Origin of the sequence: Candidatus Accumulibacter phosphatis, assembly GCF_012939955.1 — a bacterium.
GTDB classification, from domain to species: domain Bacteria; phylum Pseudomonadota; class Gammaproteobacteria; order Burkholderiales; family Rhodocyclaceae; genus Accumulibacter; species Accumulibacter delftensis.
The window spans coordinates 1-20,599 of the sequence record NZ_SPMY01000031.1 but is presented as its reverse complement, the minus strand read 5'-3'; the positions used below and the strand labels follow the sequence as shown (position 1 = coordinate 20,599).

Annotated in this window: 18 protein-coding genes, 1 other RNA gene and 1 pseudogene; 6 read left to right on the top strand and 14 right to left on the bottom strand. The window is 63.6% G+C overall.

The window, feature by feature from the left end; genetic code table 11:
• Positions 1-199 precede the first annotated feature (199 nt).
• From E4Q23_RS11900 to E4Q23_RS11875, 7 genes are all read right to left on the bottom strand, one after another.
• Complete coding sequence (locus tag E4Q23_RS11900) at positions 200-922, bottom strand: putative metalloprotease CJM1_0395 family protein (RefSeq protein ID WP_336511675.1); 723 nt, start codon at positions 920-922, stop codon at positions 200-202.
• Between the two features lie 95 nt (positions 923-1,017).
• Positions 1,018-4,167 (bottom strand): efflux RND transporter permease subunit, encoded by a 3,150-nt coding sequence (locus E4Q23_RS11895; RefSeq protein ID WP_169066839.1) that lies wholly within the window; start codon positions 4,165-4,167, stop codon positions 1,018-1,020.
• A 15-nt stretch (positions 4,168-4,182) separates the two neighbouring features.
• Positions 4,183-5,295 (bottom strand): efflux RND transporter periplasmic adaptor subunit, encoded by a 1,113-nt coding sequence (locus E4Q23_RS11890; RefSeq protein WP_169066838.1) that lies wholly within the window; start codon positions 5,293-5,295, stop codon positions 4,183-4,185.
• Between the two features lie 171 nt (positions 5,296-5,466).
• Positions 5,467-5,601, bottom strand: a complete 135-nt coding sequence (locus E4Q23_RS24580; RefSeq protein ID WP_272873673.1) for a hypothetical protein — start codon at positions 5,599-5,601, stop codon at positions 5,467-5,469.
• Entirely contained in the window at positions 5,574-5,783 is a 210-nt protein-coding gene (locus E4Q23_RS11885; protein WP_169066837.1) for a type II toxin-antitoxin system Phd/YefM family antitoxin, read from the bottom strand. Before E4Q23_RS11885 ends, E4Q23_RS24580 begins: the two co-directional genes overlap by 28 nt.
• Before the next feature lie 144 nt (positions 5,784-5,927).
• Positions 5,928-6,479 carry a type II toxin-antitoxin system VapC family toxin gene (locus tag E4Q23_RS11880; protein WP_169066836.1) on the bottom strand — a complete coding sequence of 184 codons (552 nt, stop codon included), beginning with the start codon at positions 6,477-6,479 and terminating at the stop codon, positions 5,928-5,930.
• Positions 6,479-6,721: a type II toxin-antitoxin system Phd/YefM family antitoxin gene (locus E4Q23_RS11875; protein ID WP_169066835.1), complete on the bottom strand. Its 243-nt coding sequence runs from the start codon at positions 6,719-6,721 to the stop codon at positions 6,479-6,481. Before E4Q23_RS11875 ends, E4Q23_RS11880 begins: the two co-directional genes overlap by 1 nt.
• A 297-nt stretch (positions 6,722-7,018) precedes the next feature.
• Between E4Q23_RS11875 and E4Q23_RS11870 the strand changes: the two genes are divergently transcribed.
• Positions 7,019-7,498, top strand: a complete 480-nt coding sequence (locus E4Q23_RS11870; RefSeq protein WP_169066834.1) for a hypothetical protein — start codon at positions 7,019-7,021, stop codon at positions 7,496-7,498.
• On the opposite strand, the gene E4Q23_RS11865 is transcribed toward E4Q23_RS11870, so the two are convergent.
• The gene (locus tag E4Q23_RS11865; protein WP_211203736.1) at positions 7,480-7,800 is read right to left on the bottom strand and encodes a hypothetical protein; all 321 of its coding nucleotides are present in this window, start codon (positions 7,798-7,800) and stop codon (positions 7,480-7,482) included. The two genes, E4Q23_RS11870 and E4Q23_RS11865, sit on opposite strands and share 19 nt — an antisense overlap.
• A 34-nt stretch (positions 7,801-7,834) precedes the next feature.
• Here E4Q23_RS11865 and E4Q23_RS11860 point away from each other — a divergent pair, with 34 nt between their 5' ends.
• The 4 genes from E4Q23_RS11860 to E4Q23_RS11845 all read left to right on the top strand — a co-directional run bounded on the left by E4Q23_RS11860 (position 7,835) and on the right by E4Q23_RS11845 (position 13,153).
• Positions 7,835-8,101 carry an ATP-binding protein gene (locus tag E4Q23_RS11860; RefSeq protein ID WP_169066833.1) on the top strand — a complete coding sequence of 89 codons (267 nt, stop codon included), beginning with the start codon at positions 7,835-7,837 and terminating at the stop codon, positions 8,099-8,101.
• A gap of 208 nt (positions 8,102-8,309) precedes the next feature.
• Positions 8,310-8,507, top strand: a complete 198-nt coding sequence (locus E4Q23_RS11855) for a hypothetical protein (RefSeq protein WP_169066832.1) — start codon at positions 8,310-8,312, stop codon at positions 8,505-8,507.
• 144 nt (positions 8,508-8,651) lie between these two features.
• Positions 8,652-12,083: a transcription-repair coupling factor gene (mfd, locus tag E4Q23_RS11850; RefSeq protein ID WP_211203735.1), complete on the top strand. Its 3,432-nt coding sequence runs from the start codon at positions 8,652-8,654 to the stop codon at positions 12,081-12,083.
• Positions 12,080-13,153 carry a 3-deoxy-7-phosphoheptulonate synthase gene (locus E4Q23_RS11845; RefSeq protein WP_169066831.1) on the top strand — a complete coding sequence of 358 codons (1,074 nt, stop codon included), beginning with the start codon at positions 12,080-12,082 and terminating at the stop codon, positions 13,151-13,153. The genes mfd and E4Q23_RS11845 overlap by 4 nt, the downstream gene beginning before the upstream one ends.
• 53 nt (positions 13,154-13,206) lie before the next feature.
• On the opposite strand, the gene E4Q23_RS11840 is transcribed toward E4Q23_RS11845, so the two are convergent.
• The 5 genes from E4Q23_RS11840 to E4Q23_RS11820 all read right to left on the bottom strand — a co-directional run bounded on the left by E4Q23_RS11840 (position 13,207) and on the right by E4Q23_RS11820 (position 18,497).
• Complete coding sequence (locus E4Q23_RS11840) at positions 13,207-14,940, bottom strand: SulP family inorganic anion transporter (protein ID WP_169066830.1); 1,734 nt, start codon at positions 14,938-14,940, stop codon at positions 13,207-13,209.
• 187 nt (positions 14,941-15,127) lie between these two features.
• Positions 15,128-15,433, bottom strand: a transfer-messenger RNA (tmRNA) gene (gene ssrA / locus E4Q23_RS11835).
• 57 nt (positions 15,434-15,490) lie between these two features.
• On the bottom strand, positions 15,491-15,811 hold the full coding sequence (fliE, locus tag E4Q23_RS11830) for a flagellar hook-basal body complex protein FliE (RefSeq protein ID WP_169066829.1): 321 nt from the start codon (positions 15,809-15,811) through the stop codon (positions 15,491-15,493).
• A gap of 73 nt (positions 15,812-15,884) precedes the next feature.
• Entirely contained in the window at positions 15,885-17,258 is a 1,374-nt protein-coding gene (locus tag E4Q23_RS11825) for a sigma-54-dependent transcriptional regulator (RefSeq protein WP_169066828.1), read from the bottom strand.
• A 15-nt stretch (positions 17,259-17,273) separates the two neighbouring features.
• Entirely contained in the window at positions 17,274-18,497 is a 1,224-nt protein-coding gene (locus E4Q23_RS11820) for a sensor histidine kinase (RefSeq protein WP_169066827.1), read from the bottom strand.
• A gap of 104 nt (positions 18,498-18,601) precedes the next feature.
• Here E4Q23_RS11820 and fliF point away from each other — a divergent pair, with 104 nt between their 5' ends.
• Complete coding sequence (gene fliF / locus E4Q23_RS11815) at positions 18,602-20,299, top strand: flagellar basal-body MS-ring/collar protein FliF (protein ID WP_248595402.1); 1,698 nt, start codon at positions 18,602-18,604, stop codon at positions 20,297-20,299.
• Between the two features lie 176 nt (positions 20,300-20,475).
• Here fliF and E4Q23_RS11810 read toward each other — a convergent pair.
• Positions 20,476-20,599, bottom strand: a pseudogene (locus E4Q23_RS11810) (IS5/IS1182 family transposase); the annotation flags it as partial.

Genomic DNA, 20,599 nt, shown 5'->3' with positions numbered 1-20,599 from the left:
TGCGCGCTTTCACATTAACGGTCATGACACGTGGAGACACCCCAAATCATGAAAGTCATGACCGTTTCCCTCCTTCCCCTGCCCCTTCTCCCGCGAGGGGAGAAGGGAGTTTCGTGAGTCGCTTGCGCGACTTTCACATTAATTCGCGGGCGGCTGCTTTTCATTCGTACTGATGGTGGCCAGCGGACTCGCGTGCCGGTCAGGCGACTGCGCGGAATCCTGCGGAGCTGAATCCTGCGGAGCCGGATCCAGCCAGGGCAGAGCCATCACCCACCGCCGCCACAGCCTGATAGGCAGCGCTCGCTGCGCTGCCGCGGGCCACGCTTTCCTGAGCTGGCGGCTGCTTCTGCGCGCGTTCCTGGGCGGCCAGTTCCAGGCGCGCTACGCTGGCCATCTGTGTCGCCATGGCCGCCACTTTCTGGTCCTGCGACGAGGGATCGGCCGGTGCCAGTGCCGCGGCGCGAATCTGTTGCGCCTTGGCGATGGTTTCCTCGGGGTCGCCACCGGGAGAGGTGTCGATGCTCACTTCGCCCGCGACGGCATAGCGCTGGTTGTCCGGCCCGACCTGGTAGGTGAAGGTGGCGCCACCGGCCAAACCGGCGCCCGCCGCCATGTGAGCCAGTTCATGCGTACGCACCTGACGGTCGGTTGCACTGAGCTGATCGATCAGGCGCAGGTCTTCCGCGGAAAGACCACTCGCGGCGCTCGCCATGGCACTGGCTTTTGCCGTCACGCTCTCGGTTACGGCCGTAAAACCGGTCGCGGTTGTCTCACCCGTTTCGGCTGGTCGCCCGGTCTGCACAAGCGCCGGCTGTTCAGCCGGCGTCGCTTTCTGGTGCTCGGCGACACGGGCCGCTCTCTGCTCGGGCGATAAGACCGTCCGCAGAACGGAAGCTTGCGCAGCAGCGACACTGTTGACCACGAGAACCTCGGCAAGCAAAGGGCGAGGCTGTGACTATAGACCGAACCGACGGCGTTCAGCAATCCGGGCGCAGAGGTACTTGCGGTTACGTGCAGCTACCTGACTGCACTCCGCCCGCGTGCCAGCAGTCGGCGCAGCAGCGAGCCTCCCGGGCGGGTCTTGCGTTCGCGCATGAATGCCAGGTAGAGCAGCGGCACGGCGAACAGCGTCAGCGCTGTCGAGAACAGCAGCCCCCAGACAATGCTCGAAGCGACGGGCCCCCACAACAAGCTCTTGCCGCCGATGCCGAAAGCCAGCGAGAACAGGCCGCCGATGGTCGTCGTGGTGGTGATCAGGATCGGCACCACGCGCCGCCGACCGGCCTGGACCAGGGCGTGCATGCCGCCCATACGCTTTGTCCGGTCGTTGGCAGCGTCGATCAGGACGATGGCCGAGTTGACGCCGATACCGGTCAGCGCGATCACTCCGTAGAGCGTATAAAGCGACAGCGGGTTGCCCGACAGCGCCAGCCCGAACGCGACACCGGTGAAGGCCAGCGGCACGGTCACCAGGATCATCAGCGGTTGCCAGTAGCTGGCAAACTGCGCGGCGAGAATCAGATAGATCAGGCCAATACCGAGGAGGAAGAGGATCTTCATCGCATCGAGACTCTCCTCGATGTCCTCCAGCTCGCCGGAAAAATCGAGGCTGACGCCAGGATGCGCGGCGCGGATCGTGTCCCACTCACTGGCGATGAGGGCGTTGGCCGCGGCGGTATCGGTGAGGGTCTTGTCGAGGCTGGCTTCAACGGTAATCGTTCGGCGCAGGTTGTAGTGGCGGATGAAGCCGCGGCCCGGCGTGATTTCTTCTTCGACGAGCGCGCCGAGGCGGCTGATCTGGCCATCGGGCAAGGCGATCGGCTCGTTCAGGAAAGTTGCCGGGTCGAGGCGTCGGGTACGCTCGGAACGCACGCGCACCTCGATCTTGTCGCCTTCGTCACGCGTAAAAGCAACCACCTCGCCGTCGACGGCAATGCGTACCTGCCGGGCCAGTTGCGCGGCGTTCAGCCCGGCCTTGCGCAGGGCGTCGCGGTCGAGACGCAGGCTCAGTTGCGGGCGGCCGGGAACGTTGTCGTCCTGCACGTCGCGCGCGCCGGGGATCCTGGCGGTGATCGCCTTGAGCGCGTCGGCGGCGGCCTGCAGTTGCGCGAAATCATCGCCGCGCACCTTGACGCTGATTGCCTTGCCGGCGGGGGGACCGCCCGAGATTACGGTAAAGCTCTTGCGCCCGAGACCGGGTACCGCTTCGACGCTGGCGCGCATCGCCTCGACCGTCGCGCCAACATCGCGCGCGCCCTTGCGCAGCGGGTTGAGCGAAACGATCACCTGCCCGTAGGGGTCGCCATAGAGTGGCTCGTTATCGGTGAACTTGACCCCGGCATTGGCATGGACCGAGCGTGCCTCGCCACCCGGCCCGATGCCATCCAGCTGGCTGCGCACCACCTGCTCGACGGACCTGGTTTCGGCCAGCGTGTCTTCGAGCGTCGCCGTCGCCGGCAGGTCGACGTTCACGTAAATAATCCGTATCGGATCGAAAGCGAAGAACTGCACACGAATCACACCGGAGGCAAGCAACGCCGCGGCGGCAAGGACCGCGGCCAGGGTCAGCGCTGCAAAGCGCTTCGGCCGGCGCAGGGTGTACGCCAGCGCCTGCCCGTAGCGCAGGCGAATGCGGCGATTGAAACGGTTGCGCCAGACTTGCAGGCGCAACAGCCGGTCGAGACGCAGCTTGCTGGCGACGATGTGCACCGGCATCATCCAGAAGGCTTCGAGCAGCGAGATCAGCAAGGCCAGGGTGACCACGAACGGGATAATGAACATGAACTTGCCGACGATTCCCGGCAGCAACATCAGTGGCAGGAAGGCGGCCATGGTCGTCGCCACCGACGCCAGCACCGGCGCCCAGACTTCGCCGATGGCGTCGAGGCTGGCCTGCAGCGCCTGCTGGCCGCGCTCGATGCGGTAGTAGGTCGCTTCGACGATGACCACCGCGTCATCGACCAGCAGGCCGAGCGCGATGACCACGCCGAGCAGCACCGAGACGTTCACCGTGTGCCCCATGGCCGCCAGCAAGGCGAAAGTGCCGAGCAGCGAAAACGGAATGCCCAGCGAAACCAGCACGCCGATCTTGGCGCCGAGGAACAGCCAGCACACCGCGAGCACCATGATCACCCCGTACAAGGCGTTGGTCTGCATGACCTGAATCGCTTCGCGGGTGGGAATCGTCTGGTCGTCGGCGAGAGTCATTTTCAGGCCGCTGGCAGCTAGAACCGCGTTTTCTTCGGCAATGAAGCTGCGCAGACGGTCGACGAGTTCGAGCGTGTTGCTGCCGGCCTTCTTGTTGATGGCCAGCGAAATCGCGTCGCGGCCGTCGGTCGACGAGTATTGCGTCGCCGGCGCGCGCGCTCTTTCGATGCGCGCCACCTCGTCGAGCCGCGCCGAAATACCCGGTCGGGACGACGACATCACCGGCAGTGTCGCCAGCGACTCGGGATCGGTGAGCACGCCCTTGATGCCAACCGACCAGGCGCTGCCCTGCCCTTTCAAGGTGCCGCCGGAAACATCGCGATACCAGTCGCGCACGCTGTCGGCGATGTCGGTGCTGGTCAGGCCGCGCGCCGCCAGGGCCTGTGGATTGGCACTGATGAGCAGCTCCGGGTCGCGCAACCCGGAAGCGATGACCGAGTCGACGCCGCTCATGCGCTCCAGATCGCTCTTGATGCGCCGCGCGTTCAAACGTAGCGTCTCGTCGTCGGCCTGACCGACAAGCAGAATCGACGCCGTCGGAAAACCGTTAGAAGTGGTGATCTCCATGACCAGCGGATCCTTGGCCTCGGGTGGCAGCTCGGACTTGGCCTTGTTCTGGATTTCGCGACGCAGGTCGTTCATCCGCTTGTCGAAATTGCGCTCGGAGATCTCGCGGAAGCGAACCAGGATCGTCGAAATGTTCTCGCGCGACGTCGACACCACGAAGCGCACGTCGGCAACACCCTTGATGCCGTCCTCGAGCGGGTTGGTCACCAGCCGCTCGACTTCCTCGGCACTCGAACCGGGCAGCGCGGTGACGATGCTCACCCAGTTGAAATTGATTTCCGGATCCTGCTCGCGCGGCATCGTCAGGTAGCTGAGCAGACCGAGCAGCAGCACCACCGCGAAGGCGACGTTGGCCAGGGGATGGTTCGAGATCAGGGCACGCAATAGCTTCATGGTTAGCGGTGCCGCCTACTTGATTGCCACGCCGTCTTGCAGCGTCGCCTGGCCGCGCACGACAAGGCGCGTCTCCTCCGGCAGCGCGACCGCTGTCGCCCGACCCTCCTGCGCACCGGGCAAGGCGACGAAGCGGGCGACCTTGTCCTGCTCGACAAAAACACCGATCGCGTCGCCGCGGCGCACCAGCAGCGGCGCCGGCAGGTAAGGCTGCGGATCGGACCACAGCAAACGCCCGTCGCTGCCCACCGGAACGGGAGGCTTGGCCGCGGCGCCGGCCGCAAAACCGAGGCGGACTTCCTGCGTGCGCGCTGGCGCCGACACCGTGCCGCCAACGCGCAGCAGGCGTAGCGGATAGCTCTGCCCGCGCGTCGCGAAAACCGGATCGCTCGCCCGGCGCAGTCCGGCGACATCGGCCGGCGCGATATTCGCGCTCACTTCGGCGGCACCGGTTTCGGCGATCACGTAAAGCACCGTTCCGGGCGCCACCGCCTCGCCGGTCTGCGCCAGTCGCTCCATGACGCTGCCGGCAAAAGGTGCGCGCAGCGTCGCCTTCGCCAGCTGACGTTGAGCGACCGCCAGCTGCGCCTGTTGCGATGCCCGTTCGCTGCGCATCAGCGCCACTTCGGTTTCGCGCTGGATCAGCGCTTCCTGCGAGAAAAACCCCTGCCTCAGCAGCTCCTGCGAGCGCTTGAGCTGCTGCTCGGCCTGCTTGAGGCGCGCCAGTGAAGCATCCACCGCCGCCTGCGCCTGCGCCACCGCCAGCCGGAAATCGACCGGGTCGATGATGACCAGCACTTCACCCTTCTTCACCGCACTGCCAGCTTCAGCCGTCCAGCGCAGCACGACCCCGCTGACCTCGGCCGACAGCTTCGACTCGTTGCGCGCCATCACGCTGGCCGCCAGTTCGCGCTGCGGGTGGATGACCACCTCGCCGAGCGCTGCAGTTTCGATGATCACGGCAGCGGCTTTTGTGGTCGCTGGCGTGCTCTGGGCGTGCGCCTGCGGCGCGCTGGTGAGAAGGGCCACGAGGGCGGTGACCACCACCGTGGTCGACCGCGCCGGTCCAGGCGGCCGCGCGCGCCGAACGAGCCAGGTAGTCTGTCGCGGCAAGTCAATCAGTCTCATGTGCTACCGCCATATCGGCGTCAATGAATGTCAGATGAATGGCGGCGAGAGCGCCAGTGGAAGGAGCGCTTGCCTGTCGTGAGTTGCCCCCGAACTGGCGCGCAGCCTACCGCGCCTCCCCGTGCCGGTGGACCTGATCGGCCGCCTGATACGACCTGGTAGCGCTGACGCTCATGCAACATCGACCCGCCCCATGCCCAATCGATCAGCCGCCTCGCATAGTCGTCGGTTGATGCCGCCGACGCTTGCCATCTCGATCAAGGTCCAGGCGGACATCATCAACTTCTGTTCGCGTACGCTCTCCATTCAGGAGCAGCAGCAACCCAATCGCGTAAGTCCGACCACTCGAAGGGCGTCGATCGCGGCTCGGCCACCAGGCTGGCTAAAGGTTTGCCACGTCGTGTGATAAGGACCTCCCCGCCGACCTCGACCTCGGCAAGAGGTGCGGAAAGTTGCGATTTAGTATCGGCAATCGTCGCGGTCTTCATGTTTCGGTCCCTGTAAAGCGGTCAATTCGGTCCACATTTTTGCGCTTATTGGTCATCTTTTAAATGGCTGTCATGTGACGGTAGCAATTCAATTCCGTGTTTGGCACCCGTAGCGCTCATGACGTCGCGTGACTACGATCCTGCCTACCCGGCTCGACGCGCAACGCTCAAGCGCTGCCCAAGCTTGCCCGCAACGCGCGGAGCAGAGTCCACTGAGGCAGGCGTTCGCTTTCGCGCATGACTCTGAGCGCCCACGACGGAGCTGGCGACCAGTCGCCATCCTGGCAGCAGAGGGCGGCGAACCGGCAGATGTCGCCAGGCCCTCGCAACCCCATCGAGCTGCAATTCAAGTATCGCCGCATCACGGTTCAGCAATGTCAGTCGCTCATCGTTCGCCTGCGCGATCAGCAATCGATCGAAGGGGTCGGTGTGGCTACAGTGCAGGCTGCGCAGCGCAGTGATGTGACGCGGCAAGATCGGCAGCAGAACGAAACCCTGCGCTTCCAACTCGTCGGTGATATCACCTGGCGGCAAGGGCAATTTCCCTTTGCCGTTTTTCAGCACCATTTCCCACACGCTGGCGGTGCTGACGACGATCCCGGACTCTGCGATCAGCCCTTGCGTAGCCTCGCCCAAACGCGCGTCGCCGGTCATCCACCAGTAGAACAGGTGGGGGTCCAGCAGGTAGCGCTTCATCACCTATCGCCGCCGCGGAGCGCGTCGGCAATGGCTGTATTGGTTGCGGGCCCATCCCAATCAGCGTCAGCCTTGGCCAAGGTCGCCCACGCTCCGGGCTTGCGCACAAGCGCCGGCGCCGCAACTTTCACCAGCCTGACCACCGGAACCCCATTGTTGGCGATAACCACATCCTCACCCGCCAACGCTGCTTGTACCAGCTTGGAAAGCTGGTTCTTGGCTTCCAGCATGTTGACTTGCATTGTGAACTCCTCCGTCAAGTCACTCGAACCCATGCAGTTTAGCTCTGCCTGGCCAAGTTGGCTAACGAGGCGCCTTGACGAGCCGGAAAGACACGCGGACAGGAAGCATGAGCCCGACACCGGCAAGCACGACAACACTCACGGGCTTCAATCGCGGGCGCCGATTGTTGGCGCCTCAGGGTTCGATACCCCTGCTGGCGTGGACTTTGAGTAGCCTGGCGGCAGCCAGCAGCCCTTCGTCCAGGGTGTAAAGCATTGTTGCGCCATCGTTGCGCCATCGTTGCGAGCAATGGCCAAATGCAGCGCGTCGCCAGCTTGCAATTTTGTCGCGAAGTGCTGGATGTACGCTTTGGCAAGCTCGTCGTCCGCCGCGCCGGGAACAAGCACCTGGCAGGAGCCAGCCACCATGTCAGCGAACTGGCCATGGCCAGCAACGCCTCCGCCAGCGCCATACCTCCCATCCTGAACTCCCGAGCGATGAGACTCGCGAACTCGACGCGGGTCCACTGGCTGACGTGCAAGCGGCCAACCGGGAGCGCCACAAAGAACGCCTCGATCTTTTTACTGGTCGCTTCCTCGACGATGAGCGGAGCCAGGAAGCTGGTGTCGAAATACAGCATCAAAGACTCTCGTCGCGCATTTCCCGCAAAAGTTCTGCACTCGATTTTCGTCAGCAAGCAGTCCTCAAGCTGCAGTGATCGTCGCCCGCGGTATGTCGGCCACTCGGGGAGCAATGCTCTCAACCTGTCAGGCCATAGTCATACGCCGGTTTTGTAAGCAGGTGATAGATGGGGCTTTCGTGTGAAGTTTCTGGGGTATGAGCGGTTTGGTTTTATCTTGACGAGGTTCTTGATCAGTTCGTCGAGAACGGAGTCGATATTGTCGGGCGCCTCGAGTCCCTGGAGGAGCCAGTGTCCGAGGGTGCGCTTGACGCGAGAGAAGGTGTCGCCACGGTTGATGGCGTACTGAGCGTGGGTGTCGGGATCGAGGGATTCACTGGCGGCATGGACGGCCAGGGCGTTGATCTTGTCGCAGAGGGTTTGTGCGCCGAAGTCCTGTTGTGAGGCCAGCCAGGACATGCCGGACAGATGTTCGAGGGCCAGGCGCCAGGCGATGCTTGATCCGTTTGAACGCCTCCTCAATTCGCCACCGGGAGTCATCGATACCGGCATTGGCATTGACGAGAAACACATCGACAGGATCTTTCTGCCGCATGTGCGACTGGAAGACGCAGCAGGCCGCCACCCCGAGGGTTCAGGATTGGGTTTGACTATCGTCCAGCGCCTGGTGAGCAGCCTCGGTGGCTCGTTGCGGGTAGAAAGCGATTTGAGCGATGGAACAAATTTTCAGGTGACGGTGCCGGGATTGGTTGATGGATAGGCCAATCCAGCACTCCTTACCTCCGCTTTCAATGCCCTGGGTTGCTCGCCGAATGGGTACGCTTAAAGCTCGTGCCGGTCGGCAATCGGTCGCGATGCAGCGGTTTGCATAGTCGGCCCTGCAGCATTCCCTAATCGGGCCTGGCACGCGAAGCCCGGCGCGTGACGCGCGGCCCGCTGACGGTGGTCATGAGCTGAGCGGCTCCGTCTTGAGCGTCGCGCAGCTTGGCGAACCTGGCGTGCAGCGGGTGACGATTGGCAGCAGCCTGGCAGGCGCAGCCCTGGGTTTCATTCGCCAGGCGGCAACGGAGATGGCCACGCTTGGCGGCTTCTCGTACGCCAGCCAGCAGATTCCGGACCGCGGGCTGTGCCAATTCTTCGCCGATCGACCTCCAGATCTTGCGTAAGACGCACGCTATTATCCTCGTCGCGCGCTGGGACGACGCCGGCGACGCGGACTGATCGGCTATAATCCCGCCCTTTCACTGCCTTGCCGTGAGCCGCGTGCGCAGTTCACCCCAATACAGAAATCGAGTCGCGAGTCGCATTCATTGTCCTTACTGCTTCCCCGCTCGCCGCTGCCCAAAGCCGGCGAAAAGCTTCAGTTTCCCTCCTTTGCCGGCTCGGCCGACGCACTGCTGATCGCCCAGGCGGCCACTGCTGCCGGCCCCGGGCGGCGCATGCTCGCGGTACTCACGGCCAGTGCCGCCGACGCGCAACGCCTGCTCGTGGAAATCCCGTGGTTCGCTCCCGATCTGCGCATCCGCTTGCTGCCGGACTGGGAAACGCTGCCTTACGACAGTTTCTCGCCGCATCACGACCTGGTTTCCGAGCGTCTGGCGACGCTCTATGCAGTCATGCGCGGCGAGTGCGACGTGCTGCTGGTTCCTGCCGGAACGGCGGTCTACCGCCTCACTCCGCCGGCCTATCTGGCCGCCTACACCTTCTTTATCAAGCAGGGCGAGCAACTCGACGCCGAGCCATTCCGCGCGCAGCTGACGCTGGCCGGCTACGCGCACGTCACGCAGGTCGTGGCGCCGGGCGAATACTCGATCCGCGGCGGCATCGTCGACCTCTTCCCGATGGGCTCGCAACTGCCGTACCGGCTGGATCTCTTCGCCGACGAAATCGAAAGCATCAAGACTTTCGACGTCGACACCCAGCGCACGCTCTATCCGGTCCCGGAAATTCGCCTGCTGCCGGCGCGCGAGTTTCCCCTCGACGAAAAGGGCCGCACGCGTTTCCGGCAGCGTTTCCGGGAAATGTTCGAAGGAGACCCCGGCAAGTCACGGATTTACAAGGATGTCTCGAACGGCGTTGCGGCAGCCGGCATCGAATACTGGCTGCCGCTGTTCTTTGAAGAAACGGCCAGCCTTTTCGACTACCTGCCCAGGGAGACGGTCCTCGTCCTGCACAAGGACGTGCCCGAGGCGATCCGTGCCTTCTGGCGCGAGGCGCAGTCACGCTACGACATGCTCTCCGGCGATCGCAGCCACCCGCTGCTACTACCGGCGCAGCTCTTCCTCGCCGAGGAGCCGTTCTTCGTCGCCGCCAAATCCTACGCCCGCGTGAACCTCACCGCCGGCACGGACGGACCCGCACAGGCCCTGCCACCGCTGGCCGTCGACCGCCGTGCCCAGGATCCGCTGCACGTGCTGAAAGGCTTCATCGACAGCTTCCCGGGCCGCGTGCTGCTGCTCGCCGAAACTGCCGGACGCCGCGAAACGCTGAGCGAGCTGTTGGCAGAATACGCTCTGGCGCCGAGCGCGAGTAGCGACCTGGCCGCCTTCCTGGCCGCCGACAGCAAGCTCGCCCTGGCCGTGGCGCCACTGCACGACGGTTTCCAGCTCGCGCAGCTGGCGATCATCACCGAAGCCGAGCTCTACGCCGACAGTCCCTCGCGGCGCGCCCGCCACGCGGCGCAACGCAAGGCGACGGTCGACAACTGGCTGCGCGACCTCACCGAGCTGAAGGTCGGTTCGCCGGTGGTCCATGAGCAGCATGGCATCGCCCGCTACCAGGGCCTGATTCACCTCGATCTCGGTGAAGGCGAGATGGAGTTCCTCGAACTGCACTACGCCGGCGAGGCCAAGCTCTATGTGCCCGTGGCGCAACTGCACGTCATCTCGCGGTATTCGGGCGCCGACCCCGACGCCGCACCGCTGCACGCACTCGGCTCACCACAATGGGAAAAAGCGAAACGGCGCGCGGCGCTGCAGGCCCGCGACACGGCCGCCGAGCTGCTCGCGCTGTACGCCCTGCGCACCGCACGCCAGGGGCACGCCTGCGAATTCAAGACGCACGATCACGACGCATTCGCCGACGGCTTCGGTTTTGAAGAGACCGCAGACCAGGCGACGGCGATCGCGGCGGTGATCGAAGACATGAAATCCGGCCGGCCGATGGATCGCCTGGTCTGCGGTGACGTCGGCTTCGGCAAGACCGAAGTCGCCCTGCGCGCCGTCTTCTGCGCCGTCGCCGGCGGTCGGCAGGCGGCCATCCTCTGCCCGACCACCCTGCTCTGTGAACAGCACTTCCAGACTTTCAACGACCGCTTTGCCGACTGGCCGGTAAGAATCGCCGAGCTGTCCCGCTTCAAGACCAATGCCGAAGTGGCGCAGGCGCTGCGCGAACTGGCCGAGGGCAAGCTCGACATCGTCATCGGCACACACCGCCTGTTGCAGAAGGACGTCAAGTTCAGCCGTCTCGGGCTGGTGGTCATCGACGAGGAGCACCGCTTCGGCGTCCGCCAGAAAGAGGCACTGAAAGCGCTGCGCGCCGAGGTCGACGTGCTGACGTTGACCGCGACACCGATCCCGCGCACCCTGGCGATGTCGCTCGAAGGCCTGCGCGACTTCTCGGTCATCGCCACCGCGCCCCAGAAGCGCCTGGCGATCAAGACCTTCGTCACCCACTTCTCGGACGGCATCATCCGCGAAGCGCTACTGCGCGAATTCAAACGCGGTGGGCAGGTATATTTCCTGCACAACGAAGTGAACACCATCGAGAACATGCGCAGCAAGCTCGAAAAGCTGTTGCCCGAAGCACGCATCGTCGTTGGCCACGGCCAGATGAAAGAGCGTGAGCTGGAGCGCGTAATGCGCGACTTTACACAACAACGCGTCAACGTCCTGCTGTGCACGACGATCATCGAAACCGGCATCGACAACCCGCACGCCAACACCATCGTCATCAATCGCGCCGACAAGTTCGGCCTGGCGCAATTGCATCAGCTGCGCGGTCGCGTCGGCCGCTCGCACCACCAGGCCTATGCCTACCTGCTGACGCACGACGACGCGGCGCTCAACAAGCAGGCCCGGCAACGCCTGGAAGCGATCCAGATGATGGATGAGCTCGGCGCCGGTTTCTACCTGGCGATGCACGACCTGGAAATCCGCGGCGCCGGAGAAGTTCTCGGCGACAACCAGTCGGGAGAAATGCAGGAAGTCGGCTTCAATATGTTCACCGAGATGCTCAACCGCGCCGTCGCGGCCCTCAAACAGGGCAAGGAGCCAGACCTCTTGCAGCCGCTGGCGATCACTACCGAGATCAACCTGCACACCCCGGCGCTGCTGCCCAACGACTACGCTCCCGACGTCCAGCAGCGACTGGCCCTCTACAAGCGCCTTGCCAACTGCACGACCGGCGACGACATCGCCGACCTGCAGGAAGAACTGGTCGATCGCTTCGGCGAGTTGCCGCCACAGGCCCGTGCCCTGCTCGACAGCCACCGCCTACGCCTGCTCTGCAAGCCGCTCGGGGTGAGCAAGCTTGACGCCACTGGCGAACAGATCGTCGTGCAATTCGAAGCCGAACCGCCGATCGACCCCATGTGCATCATCAATCTGATTCAGAGGGACCGCAACTACCGTCTCTCCGGGCCCGATAAACTGCTCCTCAAGCGCCACTGCCCAACGCTCGCCGACCGCGTTAGCGCGGTCAAGGACATGATTCATCAACTCAGCCGTTTGCCAAAACCATGACCCATTTCGACATTGACAACATCAACGTCAGCGCCTTTGACGCCATGCCTTCCCCCGAGGAAATCCACGCCCGCCTGCCGCTTTCGCCGGCCGCCGCTGGCCTGGTGATGAACGGCCGCGAGGTCCTGCGCAATATCCTCGACCGCCGTGACCGCCGCCTGTTTGTCGTCGTCGGACCCTGCTCGATCCATGACCCGATCGCCGGCCTCGACTATGCGCGCCGCCTGAAGGCGCTCGCTGATGAGGTCAGCGATTCGTTGTACCTGGTGATGCGCGTCTATTTTGAAAAACCGCGCACCACGACCGGCTGGAAAGGCTATATCAATGACCCGGACATGGACGACTCCTTCCGTGTCGATCAGGGCATGCAGAAAGCACGCGAGTTCCTGCTCGAGCTCGCCGAAATGGGCCTGCCCGCCGGTACCGAGGCCCTCGACCCGATCTCGCCGCAGTACCTGGGCGATCTGATTGCCTGGACGGCCATCGGCGCGCGCACCACCGAGTCGCAGACGCACCGCGAGATCTCGTCCGGCCTGTCCACTCCGGTGGGGTTCAAGAACGGCACCAATGGCGACGTCGCCATTGCCATCAACGCCATCCTTTCAGCCTCGCGGCCGCACAGCTTCCTGGGTATCAATGGCCAGGGACGCACGTCGATCGTACGCACGCGCGGCAATCGTTACGGGCACCTGGTCCTGCGCGGCGGCGACGGTCGCCCGAACTACGATACGGTCAGCGTGCAGATGGCCGAACAGGCACTGCTCAAGGCCGGCTTGCCGAGTAATATCGTCATCGACTGCTCGCATGCCAACAGCTACAAGAAGCCCGAGTTGCAGCCACTGGTGATGGCCGATGTGGTCAACCAGGTGCGCCTGGGCAACCAGTCGCTGGTCGGCGTGATGGTCGAGTCGAACCTCATCGCCGGCAACCAGTCGATCCCCGAAGACCTGTCACAGCTGAAATACGGCTGCTCGGTCACCGACGCCTGTGTCGACTGGGAGAGTACCGAAAAAATGATCCGCGACGCCGCCCGCCTGCTGCGCGAGGTGCTGCCGACGCGAGGCGACTGACCTCGCTGAATCGGCAGCCGCCGCTGACAGGAAGCGGGCGTGTACTCACTCGCCTAAGCTGGCGGCGCGATGCCGGATTCCTCGTCGGAGGAAACGACGTGGCGCTCGAAGGCCTGGGTTGCCTGCTTGACGGAAACGTAAAAGTCCGCGCCACCAATTTCCTCGGATAGACCTACCCTGGCGAGTTCTTCCCGGAACGGCCGCGGCGCATCGGCGATCTTGACGTCAACGCCCCTGGCAACCAGTTCCCGATGCAGTTCCACAAAGCGTTGCGCCGCCGTGACGTCCATGTCGTGGATCGCCTGCGCATCGATGACCAGCCACTTGACCGGCGGCTCCGCCTCGTCAACGAGCGCCCGCAGACGGTTCACGACGTGCCTGGCGTTGGCAAAGATCAGCGGCGCGTAAAGGCGATAGACCAGCACGCCCGGCACGCTCTCCGCTTCCTCGTCCTCGAGGCAGTCGTGGAACTTGCCGTCGCTGCGCAGGCGGCGGAGCACCGCGTCACGGGGGCGAGAAACCTGGACCAGCACCGTGGTCAGCGACAGCAGCAGACCGAGAATGATGCCCGGCACGACACCCGCCAGCAGTATCGCTGCGGTCACGCCCAAGGCAATGCCGCACTCGACACGATCGATCTTGTACAAACCCTTGAGCGACGCCATTTCCACCATGCCGATGGCGGTGACGATCAGAATCGCACCCAGGGCCACCTTTGGCAGCAGCGCGATCAGACCGGTGAGGAAGAACAGGAACAGGAGCAGACCCCCGGCCAGAATCAGTTGCGCCAGCTGCGTCTTGCCACCAGACGAATCGACGATCGAGGTCCGTGACTGACTGGCCGAAACGGGAAAGCCCTGCCACAGCCCGGCCAGTATGTTCGCCGAGCCGAGGGCGACCAGTTCGCGGTTCGGGTTCACTTCGTAGCCATTTTTTTCGGCAAAGGTTTGCGCCAGAAGAATGCCGTCTGAAAATGCCAGGAAAGCAATCGCTACGGCAGCCGGGGCAAGTGCCGCGACATCGGACCACTCCGGTATCGGAATCGTCAGCTGCGGAAATCCCGAAGGCACCTCACCGACCAGGGCGATGCCGTAGCTGCCCAGATCAAGGAAGAAGGTGGCAAGGATCGCCACTGCACAGACCGCCAGCGCGCCCGGCACGCGTGGCAGCCAGCGCGCCAGGGCAACCAGCATGGCCACCAGCAGCACCCCGAAAAAGAAAGTCGCCAGATGCGTCTGAGGCAATTTCTGGAACACCGTATACACAATCTGGAAGAATTCTTCACCCTCGGTCTTGATGCCGAACATCTTGCCGAGCTGCGTGGCGATGAGCACCAGCGAAGCACCGTTCAAGTAGCCGATCAGGACTGGTCGGGACAGCAGGTCGGCAATCACGCCCAGCTTCAAGCGCGCGGCGAGCAACAACACGATACCCGACAGGATGCTGAGCACCGCCGCCAGAACGACCATGCGTGCCGGATCTCCACCCGACAGCGGCAGGATCGCCGACCCGGCGAGCAGGCCGATCGCCGCATCCGGTCCGGCGATGACGTGCCGTGAACTGGAAAAGAGCGCGTAGCCGATCGCCGCTGCCAGCGCCGCGTACAAGCCGGTAATCGCCGGCAGGTGTACCAGCTCGGCATAGGCAATCACCGACGGGATCGAGACGATACACGCTGAAAGCCCGGCAATTGAATCCTTGCCCAGCCAGGCCAGTCGATAGCCTCGCAGTGTCGCGATCAAGGGCAGGCCAGATCCCAGGAAGGAGAAAAGAGTGCCAGCTTTCATGTCTGAGTCCCCTGAAAGGAAGAGATGTAACGACAATATACCGCGATTCGTCAGCGTTCCGCCAAGTGTTGGCCAGGGGAAAAGCGGCATTGGCGACGCGTCGCACTACAAGCAAGGCGGCTGCCAGCTTGCGGGCCAGGGTCGTGATGGACCGGATCAGGCACGGCAAGCCTGTCGACCTGTGAAATGACGGTGGGGGCCGAAGCCCCCACCGATAGCCATTCTGTTTATTGGACGGCTACGTCCTCAGCAGGCCTTAAGCGGCCAGTGCGAAACGCTCATCATTGGCGTTTGTGGTTTTGCGCGGATTACGTCCGTCGCCTCTCGGGCCGCCTGCTCGCCATCTGTCACCCTGTCGAAACCGGTGCACCCCCGCAGTGGTGGAGGTGGCGGGAATCGAACCCGCGTCCAGAACGCTTCCGGTTTGCCGGAATTACGACCATGGAAGGCATTATGGGTGCAGCGCCGCGGGAATACAAGGTCGAAAATCCGCCAGCTCCCGACATGGCCCCTACAAAACGGCGGCGTCGCGGCGGCTCGCTCCAGCCGCCTAGACCTGCATGTTCATGACGTCCTGGTAGGCGGAGACGAGTTTATTGCGCACCTGGATCATTTCCTGGAACGAAAGGCTGGCCGTTTGCAGCGCGACCATCACTTCGTGCAGGTTCTCGGTGCTATTGCCGGCGGCAAAATTTGCCGCCATGGCTTCCGCCTGCTGCTGCGTCTGACTCACCTGGGCGATCGAATTCTGCAACACCTGCGCGAAGTCGGCCCCTGCTGCAGGGCTCTGCGCCTCGGCAACGCGACCAGCGGCGGTCGCCGACGTTGCCTGCAATACACTCAACATCTGCTCGATACCTTTGCTGTCCATTCTCTTCTCCAAGCACTGCCCAATTTAGTGAAGCAAGACTCATGCCTGCTTTCCACTCGGTTTGATCAGAGGATCACGTCTTCAGAAAACCGTCGAGGCGATACTGTCGCAACTTGTGACGCAAGGTCCGCTCCGACATCCCGAGGCGCTGCCCGGCGAGAGTTCGCGAGCCATCGACCGACGCCAAGGTTGCCAGTATATGCTCCCGCTCCACTTCGCTCATCTTGTTGGCGTTCCGAGGGGCTGCTGGAGACGCGGCGACGGTCGTTGTCGGCGCGGCCATTTCCCGCCGCGGCGCGGCGCTCGGAGCCAGCGGTGCTGCAGCCGCCAGATGCAGGGAATCGATTTCGACCCTGTCGCCGGGAGCTAGAATGACCGCCCGCTGCATCACGTTCTCCAACTCACGAACGTTGCCCGGCCAGGCGTGCTGACGCAGTGCCGTTTCCGCAGCAGCGGACAGGCGCAGACCCGGACGACCGGCACGAAGGCCGTGTTGGGCAAGAAAATGGCGCGCCAGCGGTGCGATGTCTTCGCCGCGTTGGCGCAGCGCCGGGATCAGCAGCGGAAAGACGTTCAGGCGATAGAACAAGTCTTCACGGAAGTGGCCTCTGGCGACGGCGTCGGCCATGTCACGATTGGAAGTGGCGATGACCCGGATATCGAGGATCACCGGCTGCTTGCCGCCGACCCGCTCCACTTCGCGCTCCTGCAAGACGCGCAACAGCTTGGCTTGCAGGCCAAGCGGCATTTCGGTGATCTCGTCGAGCAGCAGACTGCCGTGCTGCGCTTGCTCGAACTTGCCGGCCTGCGCCTGCTGGGCGCCGCTGAAGGCGCCTTTTTCATAACCGAAAAGGGTGGCCTCGAGCAGGCTGTCGGGAATGGCTGCGCAGTTGATGGCCACGAACGGACCTTTGCTGCGTGCCGAATGCTGGTGAATGAAGCGCGCCACCACCTCCTTGCCAACGCCGCTTTCGCCGGTCAGCAAGACGGTGCTGTCACTCTGCGCGACCCGCCCGGCAAGCGCGAAGAGGTTGACGCTCACCGGATCGATGGCGATCGCTCGCTCATTAGCGTGCGCTTCGGGTAGACGATAGCGCTGCACGTGATCGAGCAGGGCCTTCGGCTCGAACGGTTTCAACAGAAAGTCGCAAGCACCCGCGCGCATGGCTTCGACGGCGCGGTCCACGTCGGCGAAAGCGGTCATCAGCACGACCGGCAAATAGGGATGGCGATAGCGAATTTCCTTGAGCAGGGTGATGCCGTCGATCGGCCGCATGCGTACATCGCTGACCACCAGCGAGACGGTCCGTTCGGCGAGCAGCTGCAGCGCCGCGTCGCCACCACCTGCGGAGACGACCGCCAGGCCCGCCAGTTCGAGGGTATCGCACACCGCCTCGCGCAAGGCGGCGTCGTCTTCTACCACCAATATCGGCAAAGCCGGCGTCATAGGCTTGCTTGATCCTTACAAAGCTTGCTCGATCGCCAATGCGACCGGCAGCATGATTACGAATTCCGAGCCTTCGCCCGGCACCGAGTGTACCGTCATCGCCCCACCATGGGCACGCACGACCCCCAGCGCGATGGCCAGACCAAGCCCGGTCCCCTGCCCGCTGGTCGTGAAGAAGGGCTCGAAGACGCGCGCCTGGATTTCCGGCGCGATCCCGGCGCCGGTATCGCGGACAGCAATGCGCAGCTGGCCAGCGCGCAGCTCGGCACCAAGCGTGACTTCGGCGCGTTCAGTCGCTGCAGTGACGGCGCCGAGTTCGCTCACTTCGCCCGCCGTGAGGCAGGCCTGCAGGGCATTCTCGAGTAGATTCACGAGCGCGCCGACCAAGGCCTTGCGGCTACCGGTGACGACCGTCTCGGCGCTGCCGCCGACAATCCGGAAAGCGATTCCCTTCGCCAGGAACAGGGGTTCGACGGTCTGCGCAGCTTCGGCGAGCAGTTGCCGGGCCGGCGTCGAATCGCGGCCGATGCTCTCGCCGCGGGCAAAGAGCAGCACTTCCTGGATCAGGCGCTCGAGACGTTTCAGCTGTGCGCTCGCCTTGTCGGCGAAACGCAGGCGCGCAGTCTCGGCAAGTCCCGGCTGCGCCAGGTTGGCACTATAGAGCAAGGCCGTCGCCAGCGGGGTGCGTAGCTGATGGGCCAGCGAAGCAGCCATCTCACCCATGGCTACCAGGCGCTGATTACGTTCCAGTTCCGTCTTCAGGGCCTGCGCTGCGGTCACGTCGTGAATCAGCAAAATTCGCCCGCCGGCGGAATCCAGAGGACTCTCGGCAATCGCCAGGCGGCGCGCGCCAAGCTGCCACTCGTCCGGCGCCTCGGCCGCAACCAGCCTGGCCTGTGCCAGCGCGGGCCAGGATTCGCCGATCATCACCTGCGCGAACATCTCGCTAGCCGCCGGGTTGGCCTCACTGACACGAGCCGCGCTGTCGAGCACCACGACGCCAGCCGGCAAGGCCTTGAGCAACAGCGACAGGCGCTCGGAAAGTGCTTCCTTTTCTTCGTATTGCCGGCGCAGCTCGCCGTTGGCAACCGCCAGTTCAACGGTCAATGATTCGACCCGGCCCTGCAATCCCTGGTACGACTGCGTCAGCGCCAGCGAAACCTGGTTGAAAGCGTCGAAAGCGCGTTGCAGTTCCTGCGCCTTGAGTTCATGGCCCGGCGCTTGTACGACTTGCTTCATCCGATGGGAAGTCCCTTGCATTTAACAGCTACAATAGCAGAGTAATTGTCATCATTTTTTTGCTTTTCGCCTGCAGCAACGCAGGCTTTTACCGTATCAGGCGCATGGCCGCAGCCGGAACCGAAACCACAGAGATAGCAGGCGCGGGCAAACCGCTGGATCGCGCTCGCGAGGCATTGGCGCGTTTGACCGACAAGCAGAAAGTGGTGCTGATGGTCTCGATCGCGGCGGTCATTGCGCTCCTCGTCGTCAGCGCTACCTGGCTCAGGCAAAACGAGTTCAGAGTGTTGTTCTCCAATATCTCCGAGCGCGACGGCGGCGCAATTATCGCTGCGCTCGAGCAGATGAACATCCCCTACGAGTTCAGCAACACCGGCAGCGCCATCCTGGTTCCCGAGAGCCGCGTGCACGATGTCCGCCTGCGCCTAGCGTCGCAGGGACTGCCGCGCGGCGGCGCCGTCGGTTTCGAGTTGATGGAGGCCCAGAAGTTCGGCATCAGCCAGTTTGCCGAACAGGTCAATTACCAGCGCGGCCTGGAAGGTGAGCTGTCGAAAACTATCCAGTCGATCGCCGCCGTGCGGGCGGCGCGGGTGCACCTGGCGATTCCAAAGCCAAGCGTTTTCATGCGCGAAGATCAGAAGCCATCGGCGTCGGTACTGCTCAGTCTTTACCCGGGACGCGCGCTCGACCCCACCCAGGTCGCCGGCATCCAGAATCTCATCGCCGCCAGCGTCCCGCAGTTGCTCCCCGCCAGCGTTACCCTGCTCGACCAGAGCGGCGCCTTGCTGTCGAGAAAGAAAAATGCACTGCTGGAAGCCGGCCTCGATCCGACGCAGGCGAGCTATATTCATCAAGTTGAGGCGAGCATTATCAAGCGGGTCGAGGACATCCTCGCGCCGATTGTCGGACCCGACAATGCACGCGTCCAGATCGCCGCTGACATCGACTTTTCGCAAAGCGAGCAAACAGCCGAAACGCATCGACCGAACAGCACCCCCCCGGACATCAGTATTCGCAGCCAGCAAAGCAGCGAAAGCGCGAGCACCACCCCGGCCGCTCAAGGCGTTCCCGGTGCGCTCAGCAATCAACCACCGGTACCGGCCACGGCACCGCTGACCCAGCCCGCCGTACCTGGCGCCGGACCCGCCGCCGCGGGCCAGCCTCCCGTCCCCGGACAGATCAACGCCGCCGGAGTGCAGGCATTGATTGGCAGTGTCGGACAACCCCTGAACACCAGCAAGAACGCAACTATCAACTACGAGGTCGACAAGACCATCCGCCACGTCAAGAACGCCGTCGGAACCATCAAGCGCCTGTCCGGCGCAGTGGTGGTCAATCAGCGTCAGGAAATCGACAAGGACGGCAAGAGCGTCGGCAAGCCGTTGTCAGACGCGGAGATCAAGCAGATCAGCGATCTGGTCAAGGAGGCGATGGGCTTCAACAAGGATCGCGGCGATAGCGTTTCAGTCGCCAATGCGCCCTTCACAGCCCTCGATAAAGAGGACGCCTTGCCGCTGTGGCGAGACCCCGAAATGGTCTCGCTGGTCAAGGAACTGCTCAAGTACGGCGCGCTTGCCGGCATCATCGCCTATCTCTTGCTCGGCGTCGTGCGTCCCTTGTTGAAGACCATTCTGCACCCGGAGGCAGCCAGCGAAAGCGGCGTCGGTGGCACCATCGATCTCCTTGCCGGCGAGGAGGGCGAAGAAGGCGACGGCGAGGAACAGGTGCCGACAGCGGCCATGCTGCTCGAACAGCAACTCGCCAAGCACGTGCGCTGGCGCAACAGGACCCACGCGCGGTAGCCAACATCATCAGGGAATGGACCGGCGCCAATGCCAGCTGAAGACGGCATCGAGAAAAGCGCCATCCTGCTGATCGCGCTTGGCGAAGGGCGTTGGTGCACTATTAGTAACTGCTAATATACTATATGACTAATCCCGCCATTTTGGGCGCGAACTCCCCCTATCCCCGTCCTACTTCATGCGGCAGGCGCAATTTGCCCCACCCCGACGGATTGCGGCATGCCCAGATAGGTAAAGGTGTTGATGATGGCGGCCCTGACGTGGGCTTCGGTCACTTGCCGCTCGAAGGTTCGGGAGTAC